19 protein-coding genes and 1 pseudogene are annotated in these 21540 nt (G+C 54.7%); 11 read left to right on the forward strand and 9 right to left on the reverse strand.

Annotation, left to right across the window (positions count from 1 at the left end; all coding sequences use genetic code 11):
• Nucleotides 1-3 precede the first annotated feature (3 nt).
• Together lptG and lptF are read right to left on the reverse strand one after the other, a co-directional pair.
• Nucleotides 4-1086, reverse strand: a complete 1083-nt coding sequence (lptG, locus tag ACH1XZ_RS16935; protein WP_395596498.1) for an LPS export ABC transporter permease LptG — start codon at nucleotides 1084-1086, stop codon at nucleotides 4-6.
• Nucleotides 1086-2186 carry an LPS export ABC transporter permease LptF gene (lptF, locus tag ACH1XZ_RS16940; protein WP_395596499.1) on the reverse strand — a complete coding sequence of 367 codons (1101 nt, stop codon included), beginning with the start codon at nucleotides 2184-2186 and terminating at the stop codon, nucleotides 1086-1088. Before lptF ends, lptG begins: the two co-directional genes overlap by 1 nt.
• A gap of 267 nt (nucleotides 2187-2453) precedes the next feature.
• Here lptF and pepA point away from each other — a divergent pair, with 267 nt between their 5' ends.
• The 3 genes from pepA (at nucleotide 2454) to ACH1XZ_RS16955 (ending at nucleotide 7408) form a co-directional block, all read left to right on the forward strand.
• Entirely contained in the window at nucleotides 2454-3965 is a 1512-nt protein-coding gene (gene pepA, locus ACH1XZ_RS16945) for a leucyl aminopeptidase (RefSeq protein ID WP_035892787.1), read from the forward strand.
• A 144-nt stretch (nucleotides 3966-4109) separates the two neighbouring features.
• Nucleotides 4110-4553, forward strand: coding sequence for a DNA polymerase III subunit chi (gene holC / locus ACH1XZ_RS16950; RefSeq protein WP_035892786.1), 444 nt, complete (start codon nucleotides 4110-4112; stop codon nucleotides 4551-4553).
• Nucleotides 4553-7408: a valine--tRNA ligase gene (locus ACH1XZ_RS16955; RefSeq protein WP_395596500.1), complete on the forward strand. Its 2856-nt coding sequence runs from the start codon at nucleotides 4553-4555 to the stop codon at nucleotides 7406-7408. Before holC ends, ACH1XZ_RS16955 begins: the two co-directional genes overlap by 1 nt.
• Nucleotides 7409-7447: 39 nt before the next feature.
• On the opposite strand, the gene ACH1XZ_RS16960 is transcribed toward ACH1XZ_RS16955, so the two are convergent.
• Together ACH1XZ_RS16960 and ACH1XZ_RS16965 are read right to left on the reverse strand one after the other, a co-directional pair.
• Nucleotides 7448-7972: a DUF943 family protein gene (locus ACH1XZ_RS16960; protein ID WP_395596501.1), complete on the reverse strand. Its 525-nt coding sequence runs from the start codon at nucleotides 7970-7972 to the stop codon at nucleotides 7448-7450.
• Nucleotides 7969-8823, reverse strand: a complete 855-nt coding sequence (locus ACH1XZ_RS16965; protein ID WP_395596502.1) for a DUF3289 family protein — start codon at nucleotides 8821-8823, stop codon at nucleotides 7969-7971. The genes ACH1XZ_RS16960 and ACH1XZ_RS16965 overlap by 4 nt, the downstream gene beginning before the upstream one ends.
• Nucleotides 8824-9029: 206 nt before the next feature.
• Between ACH1XZ_RS16965 and ACH1XZ_RS16970 the strand changes: the two genes are divergently transcribed.
• On the forward strand, nucleotides 9030-9530 hold the full coding sequence (locus ACH1XZ_RS16970; protein WP_395596503.1) for a GNAT family N-acetyltransferase: 501 nt from the start codon (nucleotides 9030-9032) through the stop codon (nucleotides 9528-9530).
• 26 nt (nucleotides 9531-9556) lie between these two features.
• Here the strand turns inward: ACH1XZ_RS16970 and ACH1XZ_RS16975 are convergent, their stop codons facing one another.
• The 3 genes and pseudogenes from ACH1XZ_RS16975 to rraB all read right to left on the reverse strand — a co-directional run bounded on the left by ACH1XZ_RS16975 (nucleotide 9557) and on the right by rraB (nucleotide 11733).
• A complete protein-coding gene (locus ACH1XZ_RS16975) occupies nucleotides 9557-10387 on the reverse strand; it encodes a topoisomerase II (RefSeq protein WP_395596504.1) in 831 nt (276 codons plus the stop codon).
• 118 nt (nucleotides 10388-10505) lie between these two features.
• A pseudogene (gene miaE / locus ACH1XZ_RS16980) lies at nucleotides 10506-11258 on the reverse strand (tRNA isopentenyl-2-thiomethyl-A-37 hydroxylase MiaE); the annotation flags it as partial.
• Nucleotides 11259-11310: 52 nt separating this feature from the next.
• Nucleotides 11311-11733, reverse strand: coding sequence for a ribonuclease E inhibitor RraB (gene rraB, locus ACH1XZ_RS16985; protein ID WP_035892780.1), 423 nt, complete (start codon nucleotides 11731-11733; stop codon nucleotides 11311-11313).
• A 160-nt stretch (nucleotides 11734-11893) separates the two neighbouring features.
• Here rraB and argF point away from each other — a divergent pair, with 160 nt between their 5' ends.
• Nucleotides 11894-12898, forward strand: coding sequence for an ornithine carbamoyltransferase (gene argF / locus ACH1XZ_RS16990; protein WP_395596505.1), 1005 nt, complete (start codon nucleotides 11894-11896; stop codon nucleotides 12896-12898).
• Nucleotides 12899-12995: 97 nt separating this feature from the next.
• Here argF and ACH1XZ_RS16995 read toward each other — a convergent pair whose 3' ends face one another.
• Entirely contained in the window at nucleotides 12996-13448 is a 453-nt protein-coding gene (locus ACH1XZ_RS16995) for a YhcH/YjgK/YiaL family protein (RefSeq protein ID WP_395596506.1), read from the reverse strand.
• A 263-nt stretch (nucleotides 13449-13711) separates the two neighbouring features.
• On the opposite strand from ACH1XZ_RS16995, the gene ACH1XZ_RS17000 reads away from it, so the two are divergent.
• From ACH1XZ_RS17000 to ridA, 4 genes are all read left to right on the forward strand, one after another.
• On the forward strand, nucleotides 13712-13816 hold the full coding sequence (locus tag ACH1XZ_RS17000) for a pyrBI operon leader peptide (RefSeq protein WP_395596507.1): 105 nt from the start codon (nucleotides 13712-13714) through the stop codon (nucleotides 13814-13816).
• Nucleotides 13817-13852: 36 nt separating this feature from the next.
• Nucleotides 13853-14788 carry an aspartate carbamoyltransferase gene (gene pyrB, locus ACH1XZ_RS17005; RefSeq protein ID WP_035892776.1) on the forward strand — a complete coding sequence of 312 codons (936 nt, stop codon included), beginning with the start codon at nucleotides 13853-13855 and terminating at the stop codon, nucleotides 14786-14788.
• Between the two features lie 13 nt (nucleotides 14789-14801).
• The gene (gene pyrI, locus ACH1XZ_RS17010; protein WP_395596585.1) at nucleotides 14802-15263 is read left to right on the forward strand and encodes an aspartate carbamoyltransferase regulatory subunit; all 462 of its coding nucleotides are present in this window, start codon (nucleotides 14802-14804) and stop codon (nucleotides 15261-15263) included.
• 73 nt (nucleotides 15264-15336) lie between these two features.
• The gene (gene ridA, locus ACH1XZ_RS17015) at nucleotides 15337-15723 is read left to right on the forward strand and encodes a 2-iminobutanoate/2-iminopropanoate deaminase (RefSeq protein WP_395596508.1); all 387 of its coding nucleotides are present in this window, start codon (nucleotides 15337-15339) and stop codon (nucleotides 15721-15723) included.
• A 161-nt stretch (nucleotides 15724-15884) separates the two neighbouring features.
• On the opposite strand, the gene mgtA is transcribed toward ridA, so the two are convergent.
• Nucleotides 15885-18593 carry a magnesium-translocating P-type ATPase gene (gene mgtA, locus ACH1XZ_RS17020; protein WP_395596509.1) on the reverse strand — a complete coding sequence of 903 codons (2709 nt, stop codon included), beginning with the start codon at nucleotides 18591-18593 and terminating at the stop codon, nucleotides 15885-15887.
• Nucleotides 18594-18948: 355 nt separating this feature from the next.
• Between mgtA and treR the strand changes: the two genes are divergently transcribed.
• Both treR and treB read left to right on the forward strand, forming a co-directional pair.
• Nucleotides 18949-19896: a trehalose operon repressor TreR gene (treR, locus tag ACH1XZ_RS17025; RefSeq protein WP_395596510.1), complete on the forward strand. Its 948-nt coding sequence runs from the start codon at nucleotides 18949-18951 to the stop codon at nucleotides 19894-19896.
• A 193-nt stretch (nucleotides 19897-20089) separates the two neighbouring features.
• Nucleotides 20090-21511, forward strand: coding sequence for a PTS trehalose transporter subunit IIBC (gene treB, locus ACH1XZ_RS17030; RefSeq protein WP_185669153.1), 1422 nt, complete (start codon nucleotides 20090-20092; stop codon nucleotides 21509-21511).
• Nucleotides 21512-21540: the final 29 nt, after the last annotated feature.

The following is a 21540-nucleotide window of genomic DNA, read 5'->3' on the forward strand; positions in this document are numbered from 1 at the left end:
GGGTTAGGCTTTTCGCATCATTAGCCAGAGGCTTATCAGGAAGAAGCTGGCGCTTGGCAGCAACGCCCCGATAATCGGCGGGATACCGTATACCAGCGTCAGTGGACCGAAGATCTGGTCGAGGACGTAGAACACAAAGCCGAAGCTAATCCCCGTCACCACACGCACACCCATCGGCACGCTACGCAGCGGGCCAAAGATAAACGACAGCGCCATCAGCATCATCACCGCCACGGACAGCGGCTGGAAGATTTTGCTCCACATGTTGAGCTGGTAGCGGCCTGGGTCCTGGCCGCTGGCCTTCAGATACTTCACATACTTATACAGACCGCTGATAGACAGCGCATCCGGGTCCAGTGCCACCACGCCAAGCTTATCTGGCGTCAGCGTGGTTTTCCAGGTCCCGCTCACGGTCTGCGAACCGGTCACCTGTTTCGGGTCAGTAAGGTTAGATTCATCAACCTGTGACAGACGCCATTCCTTCAGTTCCGGATCAAACTTCGCGCTGGCGGCATAGCGCACAGACTGCAAACGACGTTCGTTATTGAAGGCGTAAATACTCACGCCGCCGAGTTCATCGGTGCCCTTCAGACGTTCGATATAGACAAAGCTGTGGCCATCTTTCGCCCACATGCCCTGCTGTGTAGAAAGCAAAGAACCGCCGTACATCTGCTGAGCACGGTAGTTACGCGCCATCTGCTCACCCTGCGGTGCGACCCACTCGCCCATCGCCATGGTCAACAGCACCAGCGGGATAGCGGTTTTCATCACCGACAGCGCCACCTGCAGACGGGTAAAGCCGGAAGCCTGCATCACCACCAGCTCGCTACGCTGAGCCAGCATCCCCAGGCCCAGCAGTGCGCCAAGCAGCGCCGCCATCGGGAAGAAGATCTGCACGTCTTTCGGTACGCTAAGCAGGGTATAAATGCCCGCGCCTAATGCGTCATAGCTCCCCTGCCCGGCTTTCTTCAACTGGTCAACGAACTTGATAATGCCGGACAGCGACACCAGCATGAACAGCGTCATCATGATGGTGGTGAAAATGGTTTTGCCGATATAGCGGTCAAGTACACCAAATGGCTGCATTATACCGCTCCTTTATGCATGAAACGGGCGCGGAAACGGCGCATCGGCACGGTATCCCAGACATTAAGCACCACGGCCAACGCGATATACGCCAGGTTGACCGTCCACATCCATATTGCCGGGTCGATTTTGCCCTTGCCCGCATTCGACTTCAGCGAGGTCTGCAGCAGGAAGAACACCAGATACAGCAGCATGGCTGGCAGCATAGAGAGTACGCGGCCCTGACGTGGGTTTACCACGCTGAGCGGCACGACCATCAACGCCATGATAAAGACCGTCAATATCAACGTGATGCGCCAGTGCAGCTCCGCGCGGGCACGGTCGGTATCCGTGTTCCACAGCGTACTCATGCTCATCTGCTCGGTGTCGGTCGGGTCGGCGGCTACGGCCTGATGGCCCACGATCGCCTGGTAATTTTTGAAATCGGTAATGCGGAAGTCCCGCAGCATAGCGGTCCCTTCAAAGCGCGTGCCCTGATTTAAGGTCACCACCTGGGAGCCGTCTTTACGCTGAGAGAGCTGGCCAGTATCAGCCACCACGACGGAGGGGCGCGCAGAGCCTTTCGGGCGAAGCTGCGCCAGGAAGACGTCGTGGAAGTTTGCACCATTGACGCCTTCAATGAATAACACTGCGTTACCGTCGGTAGACTGCTGGAACTGACCCTGCGCCAGTGCCGCCATGCCGGGGTTCGCTTTAGCCTCAGCCAGAACTTCATCCTGATGGCGAGACGACCACGGCCCCGCCCACATCACGTTGACGGCCGCCACAATACCGGTAAAGAGCGCGAGTACCATCGCCGCTTTCACCAGCACCGCTTTACTCAGGCCGCAGGCGTGCATTACCGTGATTTCACTTTCGGTATACAGTTTACCCAGTGTCATCAGGAGACCGAGGAACAGGCTCAGCGGCAGAATAAGCTGCGCCATTTCAGGCACGCCGAGCCCGAGCAATGAGAGCACGAGGTTTGTCGGGATATCACCATCGACCGCCGCGCCGAGGATCCTCACCAGTTTCTGACAGAAAAAGATCAAAAGCAGGATGAAGAGGATGGCAAGCTGGCTTTTTAGCGTCTCCCGCACCAGATATCGTATGATTATCACTATAAATACGCCCGTAAAAACCCGTCTTATTGCAGGAAAATAGCTTGTTTCATGGCTTAAACGTCATTTATTCTCTTGAGTCGTCGAAAACATCGCTAAGATTAAATGACTCAGCGGTTTCACGTTTCAGGACATCGTCTGACGTGCCAGGACCGTAATAACGTTAAGATTAACACGAAGTCACCGCAACAGCGGAAATGAGTTACGTAAGCTTGCAATTCTATCCGTAGCCACCGCCGTTGTCTTTAAGATTCAGGAGCGTAGTGCATGGAGTTCAGTGTAAAAAGTGGTAGCCCGGAGAAGCAGCGGAGTGCCTGTATCGTCGTGGGCGTATTCGAACCACGCCGCCTTTCTCCCATCGCCGAACAGCTCGATAAAATCAGCGACGGCTATATCAGTGCGCTGCTGCGTCGCGGCGAACTGGAAGGCAAACCGGGGCAGACCTTATTGCTGCACCACGTACCGAACGTGCTGTCAGAACGCATTCTGCTGATTGGCTGCGGCAAAGAGCGCGAGCTCGACGAACGCCAGTACAAGCAGGTTATTCAGAAAACCATCAACACCCTGAATGACACCGGTTCAATGGAAGCCGTCTGCTTCCTGACCGAACTGCACGTTAAAGGCCGCAATAACTACTGGAAAGTACGCCAGGCGGTTGAGACAGCAAAAGAGACGCTGTACAGCTTCGACCAGCTCAAAACCAACAAAAGCGAACCGCGTCGCCCGCTGCGTAAAATGGTCTTCAACGTGCCAACTCGCCGTGAGCTGACCAGCGGCGAACGTGCTATCCAGCACGGCCTGGCGATTGCTGCCGGTATCAAAGCAGCTAAAGATCTCGGCAACATGCCGCCAAACATCTGTAACGCGGCTTACCTGGCCTCTCAGGCGCGTCAGCTTGCGGACAGCTACAGCAAAAACGTCATTACCCGCGTCATCGGTGAACAGCAGATGAAAGAGCTGGGTATGCACTCCTACCTAGCGGTCGGCAACGGTTCGCAGAACGAATCGCTGATGTCGGTCATCGAGTATAAAGGTGTGGCTTCCGAAGACGTTCGCCCCATCGTGCTGGTGGGTAAAGGCCTGACCTTCGACTCCGGCGGTATTTCCATCAAGCCTGCCGAAGGCATGGACGAGATGAAGTACGACATGTGCGGCGCAGCGGCGGTGTACGGCGTGATGCGGATGGTTGCGGAACTGCAATTGCCAATCAACGTGATCGGCGTGCTGGCGGGCTGTGAAAACATGCCTGGTGGACGCGCGTATCGTCCGGGCGATGTGCTGACCACCATGTCCGGACAGACCGTTGAAGTGCTGAACACCGATGCCGAAGGCCGTCTGGTGCTGTGCGACGTCCTGACCTACGTTGAGCGCTTCGAGCCGGAAGCGGTTATCGACGTGGCGACGCTGACCGGTGCCTGCGTGATTGCCCTGGGCCATCACATCACTGGCCTGATGTCGAACCACAACCCGCTGGCGCACGAGCTGATTGGCGCGTCCGAGCAGGCTGGCGACCGCGCGTGGCGTCTGCCGCTGGGCGATGAGTATCAGGAACAACTGGAGTCTAACTTCGCGGATATGGCGAACATCGGCGGCCGTCCTGGCGGTGCTATCACCGCGGGCTGCTTCCTGGCGCGCTTTACCCGTAAGTACAACTGGGCGCACCTGGACATCGCCGGCACCGCATGGCGTTCCGGCAAAGCCAAAGGCGCAACCGGTCGTCCGGTGGCGCTGCTGTCGCAGTTCCTGCTGAACCGCGCTGGCTTTAACGGCGAAGAGTAAAGCTGAAATGCCGGATGGCGCTGCGTTTATCCGACCTACAAGACGGTGTGCTGTAGGCCTGATAAGACGCGCCAGCGTCGCCATCAGGCAATAAGGCCGGGTCACCCGGCCTTGTATTTAAATCCATCACAAGAAGCCCCATATATGAAGAATGCGACGTTCTATCTTCTGGACAATGACACCACCGTCGACGACCTCAGCGCCGTCGAGCAACTGGTGTGTGAAATTGCCGCAGAACGTTGGCGCGCTGGCAAGCGCGTGCTGATCGCCTGCGAAGACGAGCAGCAGGCCATTCGCCTGGATGAAGCCCTGTGGAGCCGTCCTCCGGACAGTTTTGTGCCGCATAATCTGGCGGGCGAAGGCCCAAGAGGCGGTGCGCCGGTGGAGATAGCCTGGCCTGCCAAACGCAACAGCAGCCCACGGGATATACTGATAAGTCTGCGGGTAAACTTTGCAGATTTTGCCACCGCTTTCACAGAAGTGGTAGACTTCGTCCCTTACGAAGAAACTCTGAAACAACTCGCACGCGATCGCTACAAAGCCTACCGCGTGGCTGGTTTTAACCTGAATACGGCAACCTGGAAATAATGGAAAAGACATATAACCCGCAAGATATCGAACAGCCGCTTTACGAGCACTGGGAACAGCAGGGCTATTTCAAGCCTAACGGCGACGAAAGCAAAGAGTCCTTCTGCATCATGATCCCGCCGCCGAACGTCACCGGCAGTTTGCATATGGGTCATGCTTTCCAGCAAACCATCATGGACACCATGATTCGCTACCAGCGCATGCAGGGCAAAAATACCCTGTGGCAGGCGGGTACCGACCACGCGGGTATCGCAACCCAGATGGTGGTTGAGCGTAAGATTGCCGCTGAAGAAGGTAAAACTCGTCACGACTACGGTCGCGATGCCTTCATCGACAAAATCTGGCAGTGGAAAGCGGAATCCGGCGGCACCATTACCCGTCAGATGCGCCGTCTCGGCAACTCGGTTGACTGGGAGCGCGAGCGCTTCACCATGGACGAAGGCCTTTCCAATGCCGTGAAAGAAGTCTTTGTTCGCCTGTACAAAGAAGACCTGATTTATCGTGGCAAACGCCTGGTAAACTGGGACCCGAAACTGCGCACCGCCATCTCTGACCTGGAAGTGGAAAACCGCGAGTCTAAAGGCTCAATGTGGCACATCCGCTATCCGCTGGCCGACGGCGCGAAAACCGCAGACGGTAAAGATTACCTGGTCGTCGCGACCACCCGTCCGGAAACCATTCTGGGCGATACCGGCGTGGCCGTGAACCCGGAAGATCCGCGTTATAAAGATCTGATCGGCAAGTTCGTTATTCTGCCGCTGGTTGACCGCCGTATTCCGATCGTGGGCGATGAACATGCCGATATGGAAAAAGGCACCGGCTGCGTGAAGATCACCCCTGCGCACGACTTTAACGACTATGAAGTCGGCCGTCGTCACGCGCTGCCAATGATCAACATTCTGACCTTTGATGGCGACATCCGCGAAACCGCGGAAGTTTATGACACCAAGGGCGAAGAGTCTGACGTTTACTCCAACGCTATCCCGGCTGAATTCCAGAAGCTGGAACGCTTTGCCGCGCGTAAAGCGATCGTGGCTGCCATCGATGCGATGGGCCTGCTGGAAGAGATCAAACCTCACGATCTGACCGTTCCTTACGGCGACCGTGGCGGCGTGGTTATCGAGCCAATGCTGACCGACCAGTGGTACGTCCGTGCCGACGTGCTGGCGAAACCGGCGGTTGAAGCGGTTGAGAACGGCGACATTCAGTTCGTACCGAAACAGTACGAAAACATGTACTTCTCCTGGATGCGCGATATTCAGGACTGGTGTATCTCCCGTCAGCTGTGGTGGGGTCACCGTATCCCGGCATGGTATGACAACGACGGCAACGTCTACGTTGGCCGCACCGAAGACGAAGTGCGTCAGGAAAACAACCTCGGCGCCGACGTTCAGCTTCGTCAGGACGAAGACGTTCTGGATACCTGGTTCTCCTCCGCGCTGTGGACCTTCTCTACCCTTGGCTGGCCGGAAAACACCGACGCGCTGCGTCAGTTCCACCCAACCAGCGTGATGGTTTCCGGCTTCGACATCATCTTCTTCTGGATTGCCCGCATGATCATGATGACCATGCACTTCATCAAAGATGGAAACGGCAAGCCACAGGTTCCGTTCAAGACCGTCTACATGACCGGTCTGATTCGTGACGACGAAGGCCAGAAGATGTCCAAGTCCAAAGGTAACGTTATCGACCCGCTGGATATGGTCGACGGTATCTCGCTGGCAGACCTGCTGGAAAAACGTACCGGCAACATGATGCAGCCGCAGTTGGCTGAGAAAATTGCTAAACGTACCGAGAAACAGTTCCCGGACGGCATCGAGCCGCACGGCACCGACGCCCTGCGCTTCACCCTGGCAGCGCTGGCCTCTACCGGCCGCGACATCAACTGGGATATGAAGCGTCTGGAAGGTTACCGTAACTTCTGTAACAAGCTGTGGAACGCCAGTCGCTTCGTGCTGATGAACACCGAAGATCAGGATTGCGGCTTCAATGGCGGCGAAATGACCCTGTCTCTGGCGGATCGCTGGATCCTGGCTGAATTCAACCAGACCGTGAAAGCGTACCGTGAAGCGCTGGATAACTTCCGCTTCGACATCGCTGCGGGCATCCTGTACGAGTTCACCTGGAACCAGTTCTGTGACTGGTATCTGGAGCTGACTAAGCCAGTAATGACCGGTGGTTCCGAGTCTGAACTGCGCGGCACCCGCAATACGCTGGTCACCGTGCTGGAAGGTCTGCTGCGCCTGGCGCACCCGATCATTCCATTCATCACCGAGACCATCTGGCAGCGCGTGAAAGTCATTTGCGGCAACACCGCAGATACCATCATGCTGCAACCGTTCCCGGAATATAACGCTGCACAGGTTGATGAAGCCGCGCTGGCCGATACCGAGTGGCTGAAGCAGGCGATCGTTGCCGTACGTAACATCCGTGCGGAAATGAACATCGCTCCAGGCAAGCCGCTGGAGCTGCTGCTGCGTGGTTGCAGCGCTGACGCGATGCGTCGCGTGAACGACAACCGTAGCTTCCTGCTGAACCTGGCACGTCTGGAAAGCATCACCGTACTGCCAGCCGATGACAAAGGTCCGGTTTCCGTGACCAAAATCATCGACGGCGCCGAGCTGCTGATCCCGATGGCTGGCCTCATCAACAAAGAAGATGAGCTGGCGCGCCTGGCAAAAGAAGTGGCGAAAATCGAAGGTGAGATTGCCCGTATCGAAGGCAAGCTCTCCAACGAAGGTTTCGTTGCTCGCGCACCGGAAGCGGTCATTGCGAAAGAGCGTGAGAAGCTGGACGGTTACGCCGAAGCGAAAGCGAAGCTGATTGAGCAGCAGGCGGTCATCGCCGCGCTGTAATGTTATGGAAACGCCGGAGATCTTCTCCGGCGTTTTATTTTATGCGCCTTTTATTCTCACAAGTTTCCCATCCGGCATTGTCATCCAGTAATACTCACTGTCACCGAAAGAAAATTGCTCATAAAAACCCTCATCAAAATCAACCTGCAGAAGCATATTTTTTTCGATACAATTTTTTTTCGTATCTTTTTTTGGGGAGAAACAGAACAAGTCACCATCACCTGACTTATCAATATCGATAAACCCGCTACCAATACCCATAAAAGCAATACTGTATGAGGTACTCATTGGTATACGATATTTTTTCTTGAGCTCAACTTTGTGGTCTAAATACCAGTGAATCCTCCCCCATTCAGTTAATGCCAGGTGGTCAACCGCAATAGCGTACCATTCCTTACCAATAAATCCTCGAATACTACTGGCATAAAGACCATGTACATACTTAGGATCATATTCAAATTGAATCTCTGCCCGAAGGATAGTCACCGGTCTTTGAGTCCAGAGCAGATAACCGCAAACCAATGTTATCAAGCTAGTGATAACCACTTTATGTTTCGCTCTCATACTCTCCCCTTAATGAGGGCATGAGTACTCAAATTTGTCATGAACGGTTTGTAAGCATAATCGCGATGACGTTGTAGAAAAAACCAGATACGAAAAAAACGAAATGTTTCATAGAGAGTATTAGTAATATCTTCTTTACCAAGACCAAAATGATCCTGTCCTTTAAAAAAAAGCAACCCTTCCCATGACTTCGCATAACGCTGTAATCGAACAAGACTAATTTGTTGCGCATAAATATCATGTACGCTTATCCCTAATCCATTAAATCTATCGATAAAGCGGTTGAATTTTGGCAATCTTAAATCCCTTTTAATCACTGAATTTAGCTCCATAAAAAATCCGTAGTCGAGGATCACCTGTCGTTTAGAATAAAAATGTTTATTCATTGCCTCCTGAATTTTGACCAACACATCATTCGTCCCAACACCACTAATGACCTCTGCATATGCGCGATTCAGAAGTTCGTCAGTCCATGCCCGCACGTTGCCATAATGAAAATGATCAATCAACTTACCAATAAGAGGCGCATACCGCCCGCTGGCGAATTGCGTAGATAGCTCCTTCATCTCATCAAACATAATATCTGCACATTGCTGACGATTAATCGGTCTCCCTTGCCGTTGCTGATGAGCGAAGTCCATGGTGTATGCGTTAAATGAAGACATCTTTTCAAATTGCAAGCACTTGAATGGGTCAACCCGTGCCGAGATATCCATCAATCCCAATTGCTGAAAGTCCCAATCATCCATATCACCATATTGCATATCATCAATATAATAATTTTCGAAGCGATGGAATGTAGAGAAAATCTCACAGGGCAAACTCATTGATAAATAAATATCATTATTCATAACACATCACCCTAATAAATAACACTTCACGTTTATGTTGCATAAATAAATTAAGGTAATTTCAAATGATGAAAATTGATCAAAATAACGAAAATAACAGCTTAATGATGAAAAATCCCCCCACAGATAATATCTACCTTGCATGTTCGAAAAGAGGATGGTATCAAATATAACTATGATGATTTATCGTTTGATTGAGTAATAAAATGAGTTCTACGCAATTCTCCCCTACGCTACGCCGAATCTCTGCTAGCGACAACGCCGCCATCGCCAACGTTATCCGCCAGGTTTCCGCCGAATACGGCCTGACCGCCGATAAAGGCTACACGGTGGCCGACCCCAATCTGGACGAACTTTTCCAGGTTTACAGTCAGCCGGGCGCGGCCTACTGGGTCGTTGAGCAGAATGGTCAGGTGGTCGGTGGCGGCGGTGTCGCGCCGTTAGGCTGTAGCGAGCCGGATATTTGCGAACTGCAAAAGATGTATTTCCTGCCGAGCGTACGCGGTCAGGGGCTGGCGAAAAAGCTGGCGCTGATGGCGCTTGAGCACGCCCGCGAGCAGGGGTTTAAACAGTGTTATCTGGAAACGACGGCGTTTCTGACCGAGGCCATCAAGCTTTACGAACGTCTGGGATTTGCGCATATCACTGAAGCGCTGGGCTGCACCGGACATGTCGATTGTGAAGTGCGGATGTTAAAGCCCCTCTGAGAAGGATCAGAAGGGCTCCGTTTATCTTATTGCATCTCGGCAGAGAGTGCGAAGCGAATCACGCCGGCGGCGCGCGCGGTCGGCAGTTTGAGAACCTGAGTCCAGAGATCCTGAACCATTTCACAGGCCACTTTCTCTTTACCCATGCCTTTGCTCGGGTCAGCCATAATCTGAATATCCGGCCCGTAGCGCTGTACCAGTCCAGGGCTGATAGCTTGCAAATCTTCCAGCGCTAACTTTTTCTCTTCCGCCGTGACCGTATGTTTATCTGGGCCATAGGCGGCATGCATCATCGCCATATCGCTCGCCATACGCCGCTCCATAATTTCGCGCGGAATGAGACGAACCGGGTTAATTCCCCCTTTTACCGCAGGGAAAAGAAAACGAAAACATTCGTCGTCGCCCACGTTCTTCACCGCAGCAATCTGCTCGAGGTTAATCTTCATGTACTCGATAACATTGGTATCAGGCGCCTGCTGCAAACGCGCCATCTGAAGTTGAAGAATCTGCGGCTGGATGGCATCAATGATCTGCTGCTCGCTTTTCCCCGACTCTTTCATCTGCGCAGCCTGATTACGAATACGCTCCCAAAGCTCGGGTTCCTGCGCTTTAAGCACCTGATAAACCGGCATCGCCAGCATCGCATTTTCAAACTTCTGTGCTTCGCTCAGACCATAGTCCGGATTTTCTCGCGGGATCAGATAGTGCACATCGAACAGATTCCAGCCGACGATTGCAACGACAAAAATCACCCCGCCCGCGACCTTGCCAATCCAGCCTTTTTTGCGAAAGACACCAACGATGATGGCGATAACCGCCCCGATATACCCTGCCAGTAATACGTGTGCCCAGTTCATTGATTATCCTTAGCCAAATCGATAAATATGCCGGGAATTATGCTTTCCCGTACGGTATGTCGATTATTACGGCAAAGGTGGGGTATTTCCAGCCACCAGATTTTTCTACCGAACTATGCGGCACACCGCTGTGGAAGCGGAACTCGTCATCTGATGAAGTGATGAGCGAGGCTTCCACTTCACCGAAGAAACGCACTCGCTCGCTGATATCACCGTCAGCGATTTGCTGCGCCAGCGTGAGGTAATCCTGATAGTGCCGCGCTTCAGAACGCAGTAGCGATAGGTAAAACGCCTGCAGATCGTCATCCAGATACGGCGCCAGCGCGGCAAACCGTTCGCAGGATCGGGCCTCGATGTACGCGCCACAAATCAGCTTATCAATCAGCGTCAGCGGCTCATGCGTACGCACCTCTTTGAGCATCCCTTTGGCGTAGCGACTGGCGGTGATTTTCACGTACGGAATATGGCGCTTTAGCATCGCTTCGCGCACCTGCGAGAAGTGGTGCAGCTCCTCTTTAATCAACAACACCATGCTGTCGATAAGCTGCCGTCCCCACGGGTCGTCGGTCTGCGGCATCATGCTTTTGTTAATCTGCTTATTCAGCGCGGCGAAATCCGGCTCCTCGCCTTCGCGAAAGGTAAAGGCCTCATACGGTTTCAGCCAGTCGAGCAGCGCCTGCGCGCCGTCTTTATCCGCCACATATTTACGCACCAGCAGCATCGCGGTTTGCGCCGCTTTCAGCTCACAAACTAAATGGTCGGTCAGCAGCAAAGGAAGGTTGGCCGGATCGCGGGCTGTATCGAGCCATGCCTGGGGCGTTTTGCAATGCAGGAAGTTAAGAACCGGGGAGAGTATTTGCGGGTAATCCATGCCAAAATCCTTGCCCGACGGCAGCGGGCGCTGCCGTCGGATATATGATGACTTAGTGACGTACGCCGTCGTCTTCTTCGTCGACAAAATCTTCGTCGTCGTCATCGCCTTCTTCGCCGTTCGGGTCTTCGTAGTAGGTTCCCCAACCGTCGTATTCCACTTCGAACTTCTCAGCCAGGTTCATCAGTTGTTCAACCTGCGCGTCGATAAGCTCAGCATTCAGCGCGCTTTCGCTCAGGATATCGCAGCAGATCACGGTGTCGCCTTCTTCCACTTCCAGCTCTTCCGGTTCCGTCACTTCGTAGCCCAGCTTGAACGCTTCTACCGCTGCTTTCTCCAGACTTTCGAAATCGTCCGCGGAGAGGTGATGTTCGATGGTGTACAGCGCATCAGGATCGCTACCGTCTTCCAGCAGTTCTTCAATGATCAGACGGGTCTCTTCGCGCTGTTCTTCCAGATGTTCAGGGTTTGCCATGGCTCGTTCCTCATAATGTGGCTGATACTCTTATTGTCACATACCGTTGCCATTGCCTCCACCTTTCCGATAAAGATTTGTTATTGGGGTTGCAAATGAATATTCATCCATATAAAGTGAATTTTAATTCAATAAGTGGCTTGAGCCAGGTGAGGGAATTATGTCTACTCTGTATAAAAAGAACTTCTTAAAATTACTCGATTTTACCCCTGCAGAAATCACCACGCTGCTGCAGCTCGCAGCAAAGCTAAAAGCGGATAAAAAAAGCGGCGCGGAGTCGCCGAACCTGACCGGTAAAAACATCGCGCTCATCTTCGAAAAAGACTCAACCCGTACACGATGCTCTTTCGAAGTTGCCGCATACGATCAGGGTGCTCGCGTCACTTATCTTGGATCCAGCGGCAGCCAAATTGGCCACAAAGAATCGATTAAAGACACCGCTCGCGTGCTGGGCCGTATGTACGATGGCATCCAGTACCGTGGCTACGGCCAGGAAGTGGTGGAAACATTGGCTGAATACTCCGGCGTGCCGGTGTGGAACGGTCTGACCGATGAGTTCCATCCGACCCAACTGCTGGCGGATCTGCTCACCATGCAGGAACACCTGCCGGGCAAAGCGTTCAATGAAATGACGCTGGTTTATGCAGGCGATGCGCGTAATAACATGGGTAACTCCATGCTGGAAGCGGCGGCGTTAACCGGTCTCGACCTGCGTCTTGTCGCACCGCAGGAATGCTGGCCGGAAGCGAGCCTGGTGGCGGAATGCAAAGCGCTGGCGCAGAAGAACGGCGGCAACGTTACGCTAACGGAAGATATTGCCGCAGGCGTGAAGGGCGCGGACTTTATCTACACCGACGTGTGGGTATCGATGGGCGAAGCCAAAGAGAAGTGGGCGGAGCGTATTGCGCTGCTGCGCGGCTATCAGGTAAACAGCGCCATGATGAAGCTGACCGGCAATCCGCAGGTGAAATTCCTGCACTGCCTGCCTGCGTTCCACGATGACCAGACCACGCTGGGTAAGAAAATGGCCGCTGAATACGGCATGCACGGTGGAATGGAAGTGACCGACGAGGTCTTTGAATCTCCGGCCAGCATCGTATTCGATCAGGCGGAAAACCGGATGCACACCATCAAAGCGGTGATGGTCGCGACGCTAAGCAAATAACGACAACCTTAACGTTGTGCCTGATGGCGCTTCGCTTATCAGGCCTACGCACCATGTAGGCCGGATAAGGAGAAGCCGCCATCCGGCAATCTGTTTATTACTCAACCAGCAGCTTAATAACCGCTTTACGCACTTTCGCAGGCTGCCCTACCGCGCACAGCGGCTTGTGGACTTCGCCCGGGTAGAAGACCACGAAGTCACCTTCGCTCATCACTACCATCTTTTCCTGTACGCCTTCCGGCAGAAACGCGATGTCTTTGTCCGCCAGCCAGTCGGTGTCCGGCTCGCCCGCAGGCTGGGTGCTGAACGCCATCCCTTCCTGACCTTTCAGCACCACCTGGATATCCAGATAGCGCGCATGATACTCCGCACGACGGTCAGCATACGGCTCGGTCATGTTCTCAGAGATCATATAGAACAGGCGGTTGCCGTCGATGTCATATTTCCCTTCTGGGGTGGCATCGGTAACGTTCGCCATAAGGTGGATGATGGCCTGACGCAGCTCTTCCGGCAGCCAGGACTGAAGGTGATGGATGTTGCCAATAATCATGATGACTCCACGAATAAAACAATGTTTCAATTTTCAGTTGTTATACGTAAATTCGCGTTACCATACCAGTACTTTTTATCATGATTCTGCCGCCCTGCCGGTTTAGCGCACACTTTACGCGGCTTGCGTAAACGTCGAATTTAAATTCATAAAAAGCGAATACTCATTCTATAAGAATCGTTTTCGTTGATTAAAATGTGAATCAGACGCTTGATTGCCGGATAAAGCTGCGTATAATGCCACCCGTTTTGCCGGGAGGAATTATGGTTCAGTGTGTACGACATCGCGTCTTACCGCGTCTGAAAACAGACGCTGGCCTGCCGTTTTTCCTTTCCGTAGCATCCGTATTCATAAAGCCCCTTATTTAAGGGGCTTTTTTTTTGCGCCGTCGTCAGGAGATAACCATGGCTAATCCGCTGTATCAAAAACACATCATTTCCATAAACGATCTCAGCCGCGAAGACCTTGAACTGGTTTTGGCGACCGCCGCTAGCCTGAAAGCGAACCCACAACCGGAACTGCTGAAGCACAAGGTTATCGCCAGCTGTTTCTTCGAGGCCTCGACGCGCACCCGTCTCTCTTTTGAAACCTCCATGCACCGCCTTGGCGCCAGCGTGGTCGGCTTCTCCGACAGCGCCAATACCTCGCTCGGCAAGAAAGGCGAAACGCTGGCCGACACCATTTCGGTCATCAGCACCTACGTCGACGCCATCGTGATGCGTCACCCGCAGGAAGGTGCGGCGCGTCTGGCGACCGAGTTCTCCGGCAACATTCCGGTCCTGAACGCCGGCGACGGTGCCAACCAGCACCCTACCCAGACCCTGCTGGATCTGTTCACCATTCAGGAGACCCAAGGTCGCCTGGAGAACCTGAACATCGCAATGGTCGGCGACCTGAAGTACGGCCGCACCGTCCACTCGCTGACCCAGGCGCTGGCGAAATTTAACGGCAACCGCTTCTACTTTATCGCCCCGGACGCGCTGGCGATGCCGCAGTACATCCTCGATATGCTGGACGAGAAAGGCATTGTCTGGAGCCTGCATAGCGCCATCGACGAAGTGATGGCGGAGGTCGATATCCTCTACATGACCCGCGTGCAGAAAGAGCGCCTCGACCCGTCCGAATACGCCAACGTCAAAGCGCAGTTTGTCCTGCGCGCGGCGGATCTGGTCGGCGCACGCGATAACATGAAGGTGCTGCACCCGCTGCCGCGCATTGATGAGATCACCACCGATGTCGATAAAACGCCCCACGCCTGGTATTTCCAGCAGGCCGGCAACGGCATCTTCGCCCGCCAGGCGTTACTGGCACTGGTACTGAATAGCGAACTGGCTCTGTAAGGGGAAAATGACGATGACACACGATAACAAATTACAAGTAGAAGCCATCAAACGCGGCACCGTAATCGACCATATCCCGGCGCAGATTGGCTTTAAGCTGCTGACCCTGTTCAAGCTGACCGAGACCGACCAACGCATCACCATCGGCCTGAACCTGCCGTCCGGCGAGATGGGGCGTAAAGACCTGATTAAAATCGAAAACACCTTCCTGACCGACGAGCAGGTGAACCAACTGTCGCTGTACGCGCCAGAAGCGACCGTTAACCGCATCGATAACTACGAAGTGGTCGGCAAATCCCGCCCAAGCCTGCCGGAGCGCATTGAAAGCGTGCTGGTGTGCCCGAACAGCAACTGTATCAGCCACGCAGAACCGGTTTCCTCTAGCTTTGCAGTGAAAAAACGCGCCGATGACGTTGCACTCAAATGCAAATACTGTGAAAAAGAGTTTTCTCATTATGTGGTGCTGGCCAACTAATTGCGGTTGGTATTGAAATGTGGCCTCTCTATAATGGCTAACACCTTAATACTGCAGTTCATCTGGAGATATCATGAGCAAAACTATTGCGACGGAAAATGCACCAGCAGCTATCGGTCCATACGTTCAGGGCGTTGACCTGGGCAGCATGGTAATCACTTCCGGTCAGATCCCGGTAGACCCGAAAACCGGCAGCGTGGCGGAAGACGTATCCGCTCAGGCGCGTCAGTCGCTGGAAAACGTGAAAGCTATCGTTGAGGCCGCTGGCCTGAAAGTGGGCGATATCGTGAAAACCACCGTATTCGTTAAAGATCTCAACGATTTCGCGACCGTTAACGCCACTTACGAAGCATTCTTCACCGAGCACAATGCCACCTTCCCAGCGCGTTCTTGCGTCGAAGTGGCGCGTCTGCCGAAAGACGTGAAGATTGAAATCGAAGCGATTGCCGTTCGTCGCTGATAGCACGCAGTATGAAGAAAAGGCAGCCAATGGCTGCCTTTTTTTGTTTTAGTGCGACGTTTTCAACATCCACCATGTAGGCCGGATAAGGCGAAGCCGCCATCCGGCAACCTGCGCCATTCTGCCTGATGGCGCTTCGCTTATCAGGCCTACAATCAAGATTACTGCCAGCCGTAGCGGCGGGTGAAGAACCCTTTCACCATCTGCGTGAAGGTCATATACCCCACCAGAATCGCCACCAGCCATGGGAAGTAGCTCAGCGGCAGCGCTTCTAATTGCAGATAGCTTGCCAGCGGCGAGAACGGCAGCGCGATACCAATCGCCATCACCAGCAGCGTCATGGCGAACAGCGGCCACGCGGCGCGACTCTGCACAAACGGAATGCGGCGGGTACGAATCATATGCACAATCAGCGTCTGCGACAGCAGCCCTTCAATGAACCAGCCGGACTGGAACAGAGTCTGCATTTCTGGCGTGTTGGCTTTGAATACCCACCACATCAGGCAGAAGGTCAGAATGTCAAAGATGGAGCTGATTGGCCCGAAGAACACCATAAAGCGGCCCAGATCGGCCGGGTTCCAGCGCTGTGGTTTACGAATCTGTTCGTCATCGACGTTATCGAACGGCAGCGCCACCTGGGATACATCGTACAGCAGGTTCTGAATCAGCAAGTGTAACGGCAGCATTGGCAGGAACGGCAGGAAGGCGCTGGCCACCAGCACGCTGAAGACGTTACCGAAGTTAGAGCTGGCGGTCATCTTGATGTACTTCAGCATGTTCGAGAAAGTGCGGCGACCTTCGATCACGCCCTCTTCCAACACCATCAGGCTCTTTTCCAGCAGGATAATATCAGCCGCTTCACGGGCGATATCCACCGCGCCGTCGACTGAAATACCGATATCCGCCGCGCGCAGCGCTGGCGCATCGTTGATGCCGTCGCCCATAAAGCCCACCACGTGCCCTTCGCGTTTCAGCAGGGTCACGATGCGCTCTTTATGCATCGGCGTCAGGCGAGCAAACAGCGTGGTGCGCTGGGCAAGCTTCGCCAGCTCGTCGTCGCTCAGGTGCTCAATATCACTACCGACAATCACGTCGCCCGCATCCAGCCCCACTTCATGGCACACTTTCGCCGCCACCAGCTCGCTGTCGCCGGTGAGGATTTTCACGGTGATACCGCTTGCTTTCAGCGCTTTCAGCGCCGGCGCGGTAGTCTCTTTCGGCGGATCGAGGAAGGCGATATAGCCTTCGAGGATCAGGTCAGACTCATCAATGCGCTGATAATCCCCTTCACGCGCTGGCAGGAACTTGCTCGCCACCGCCACGACGCGCAGCCCCTGACGGTTCAGAGTATCGGTCACGCGTTTGATGCGGCGCAGCATGGTCTCGTCCAACGGCACGATTTCACCGTTGTGGTAGACCTGCGTACAGACGTTGAGGATCTCCTGCAGCGCCCCTTTGCAAATCAGCTTATGCACATCCGGCTTTTCGCTGACCACCACCGACATACGGCGGCGTTCAAAATCAAACGGGATCTCATCGACTTTCTGCCAGGCAGTCGACAGCTCGCGGGCCACCATTTCATCCACGCCTTCCAGCACCGCGGTATCCAGCAGGTTTTTCAGCCCGGTCTGGTAGTGGCTGTTGAGCCACGCGGTTTGCAGCACGCGTTCGCTCACTTTGCCGGAAACATCGGTGTGGTTTTCCAGCACGATTTTATCCTGAGTCAGCGTACCGGTTTTGTCGGTGCAGAGAATGTCCATCGCGCCAAAGTTCTGAATCGCGTCGAGGTGCTTAACAATAACCTTCTGTTTTGACAGTTTCACCGCCCCGCGCGCCAGCGTCGAGGTGACGATCATCGGCAGCATTTCCGGGGTCAGGCCTACCGCCACGGAGAGGGCGAACAGCGCCGCTTCCCACCAGTCGCCTTTGGTATAGCCGTTGATAACCAACACGATAGGCGCCATCACCAGCATAAAGCGGATCAGCAGCATGCTGACGCGGCTAATGCCTTTCTGGAAGGCGTTTGGCTCGCTCTCCTGCTCGCTCACGCGCCCAGCCAGTTGCCCAAACCAGGTGTTGGCCCCAGTGGAAATCACCATTGCCTGCGCGGTGCCGCTTACCACGTTAGTGCCCATAAAGCACAGGGTGTCGCATTCAAGCGGGTTAGTCTGTTCTGGCTCGCGGGTGTGCGCCACCTTCTCCACCGGCAAGGATTCGCCGGTCAGCGACGCCTGCGCCACGAACAGGTCGCGCGCCTGAAGCACGCGCAGGTCCGCCGGGATCATGTCGCCCGCCGCCAGTTTGATGATATCGCCCGGCACCAGCTGGTCGATAGGCAGTTCCACCCAGCTACTCTCACCCTTGTCATTGATGACGCGCAGCACCGTCGCGGTGTTGCTCACCATCGCTTTCAGGGTGTCCGCCGCCTTGGTCGAACGGGCTTCCTGGACAAAGTTCAGCAGTGTGGAAATGCCCACCATCAGCACGATAACGACCGCAGCAAAGAGATCTTCGGTGGCGTAAGAGACGGCAGCCAGCACAGTCAGCAGGATGTTGAACGGGTTACGGTAGCAGAGCCACAGATGCACCCACCACGGCTGCGGCTGTTGCGCGGGCAGTTTGTTTTCGCCGTGCGTGGTGCGCGCCAGCTCGACTTCCGCGGCGTTCAACCCTTCTGGATGGGTGTTAAAGGTTTCCCACAGCGCCTGTTCGCTGAGGTGCGCCATTTTCAGGCACTGTTCGCTGAGCGATGGCGGGATCGGGGTATTGGTGACGCTTTGCTGAGAAGGCATCGGGTCGCGCTGGACCAGACGGCGCGGCAAATGGCGGCCAAGCTGCGCGAACAGCTGCCGGGTTAAATTTTTCAGCATACAAAAGTCCTCCGCAGTCGCCGGGGGCAACCACAGACAGGCCTACGGGCACAGTCAATCTGTACCGTAAAGGCACTTCATTTTTATTGCAGGGACATTAAGACGTGTCACTGCCTCACATCATCGGCAAGGCAGCGAAAAGCTGGCTTACCGGAAAGTTACTCTCCAGATGGAGAGACGGGTGGGATCGGGATCCATACAGCCTCCGGTAAGATTGATAGTAGAAAACGCCGCGGATTATACGCAGAAATTCATAAGGTTTGTGGCAATTAGAGCGATATAATAACGTCAGGCAATTCAACGGTACGTCAACCATCAGGTTGGCGGCATAAAATATTCACGCGGGGCAACTATTATGGAAAATCGGCTGACTATTAAAGATATCGCTCGTCTGAGCGGTGTCGGGAAATCAACCGTCTCCCGCGTGCTGAATAATGAAAGCGGCGTTAGCGACCGCACCCGTGAACGGGTCGAAGCCGTCATGGTGCAGCACGGCTTCTCCCCTTCCCGCTCTGCGCGCGCCATGCGTGGGCAAAGCGATAAGGTGGTGGCGATTATCGTCACTCGTCTGGACTCGCTGTCGGAAAATCTGGCGGTACAGACTATGCTGCCCGCCTTCTACGAGCAGGGCTATGACCCCATCATGATGGAAAGCCAGTTCTCGCCGGAGAAAGTGGTCGAGCATCTGGCGATGCTCAAACGCCGCAATATCGACGGCGTGATCCTGTTCGGCTTTACCGGCGTGACCGAGGCAATTCTCGGCGACTGGCACTCCACGCTGGTGCTGATGGCCCGCGATGCTAAAGGTTTTGCTTCCGTCTGTTATGACGATACCGGCGCCATCACGCAGCTCATGCATCGCCTGTTCGAACTGGGTCATCGCCACATCAGCTTCCTCGGCGTTCCCCCTGCCGACGTCACCACCGGGCAACGTCGTCACGATGCCTATCAGGCGTTCTGCAAACGCCACAAGCTCACGCCAGTTGCCGCATTGCCGGGCCTGGCCATGAAGCAGGGCTACGACTTCGCAAGCCAGGTGATTACCCCCGAGACCACCGCGCTTATCTGCGCGACGGACACCCTCGCCCTTGGCGTCAGCAAATATCTTCAGGAGCAGCGCATCGACAACGTACAGTTGGCGAGCGTCGGTAACACACCGCTGACCAAGTTCCTGCACCCGGAAATTATCACCGTCGATCCCGGCTACGCCGAGGCTGGACACCGCGCCGCTGAGCAGCTTATCGCCCAAATCAGCGGTAAGAGCGAACCGCATCAGATCGTGATCCCCGCCATTCTGTCCTAAGCTTAACATCAGCTTTAATGTGATCGCCGCAGCGTTTCGGGAACGTTCCCATTTTCCCGAAACCGCAAACCCGTTAGGCTAATATTCAGCATATTAATAACGGTTCGATCCTGTGTCCGTCAGATAGCTCGCTTAAAAGAGCCTCTGAAGTGGCGGTATCGGGGAGATCTCACCTCTGTTTTAAGGCCCAATCATGAGCAAAAAAATAGACCAAAAGAACATCGATAAACTTATCGAGCTGGTTGGCGGGCGCGAGAACATCGCCACCGTCAGCCACTGCATCACGCGCCTGCGCTTCGTGCTCAACGACCCGGCCAAGGCCTCCCCGAAAGCCATTGAAGAGCTGCCGATGGTCAAAGGCTGCTTCACCAACGCCGGGCAGTTCCAGGTGGTTATCGGCACGGAAGTGGGCGACTACTACCAGGCCCTGCTCGCCACCACCGGTCAGACCGGCGCGGACAAAGAGCAGGCTAAAACGGCGGCGCGCCAGAATATGAAATGGCACGAGCAGATGATTTCTCACTTCGCGGAGATCTTCTTCCCGCTGCTGCCAGCGCTTATCAGCGGGGGTTTGATCTTAGGCTTCCGCAACGTGATCGGCGACCTGCCGATGAGCAACGGCCAGACCCTGGCGCAGATGCACCCGTCGCTGCAAACCATCTATGACTTCCTGTGGTTGATTGGCGAGGCCATTTTCTTCTATCTGCCGGTCGGTATCTGCTGGTCTGCGGTGAAGAAAATGGGCGGTACGCCAATTCTCGGTATCGTACTCGGCGTGACGCTAGTTTCCCCACAGCTGATGAACGCCTACCTGCTGGGTCAGCAGGTGCCGGAAGTGTGGAACTTCGGCCTGTTTACCATCGCTAAAGTCGGCTACCAGGCGCAGGTTATCCCGGCGCTGCTGGCGGGTCTGACCCTTGGCTTTATTGAGACGCGCCTTAAGCGCATCGTGCCAGACTACCTGTATCTCGTTATCGTACCGGTGTGCTCGCTGATTCTGGCGGTATTCCTTGCTCACGCGATTATCGGGCCATTTGGCCGCCTGATTGGCGATGGCGTTGCCTTCGCCGTGCGTCACCTGCTGACCGGCAGCTTCGCGCCGATTGGCGCCGCGCTGTTCGGCTTCCTGTATGCGCCGCTGGTCATTACCGGCGTGCACCAGACCACGCTGGCTATTGATATGCAGATGATTCAGAGCATGGGCGGCACCCCGGTGTGGCCGATGATTGCCCTATCAAACATCGCACAGGCCTCTGCCGTCGTCGGCATTATCATTTGCAGCCGCAAGGCCAAAGAGCGTGAAATCTCCGTGCCTGCGGCAATCTCCGCTTACCTCGGCGTGACCGAACCGGCGATGTACGGGATCAACCTCAAGTACCGCTTCCCGATGCTCTGCGCGATGATCGGTTCCGGCATCGCGGGCCTGCTGTGCGGCCTGTACGGCGTGCTGGCGAACGGTATCGGCGTCGGCGGCCTGCCGGGCATCCTGTCGATTAAGCCAACCTTCTGGGGCGTCTACAGCATCGCCATGATCATCACCATCGTGGTGCCGATTCTCCTGACGGTGATGGTCTACAAACGCAAAGAGCGTCAGGGCACGCTGCCCGTCATGTAACCCACCTTCTTCGGGGCGCAATTGCGCCC

The sequence above is a fragment of the Kluyvera chengduensis genome (assembly GCF_044197065.1).
Lineage (GTDB): Bacteria > Pseudomonadota > Gammaproteobacteria > Enterobacterales > Enterobacteriaceae > Kluyvera > Kluyvera ascorbata_C.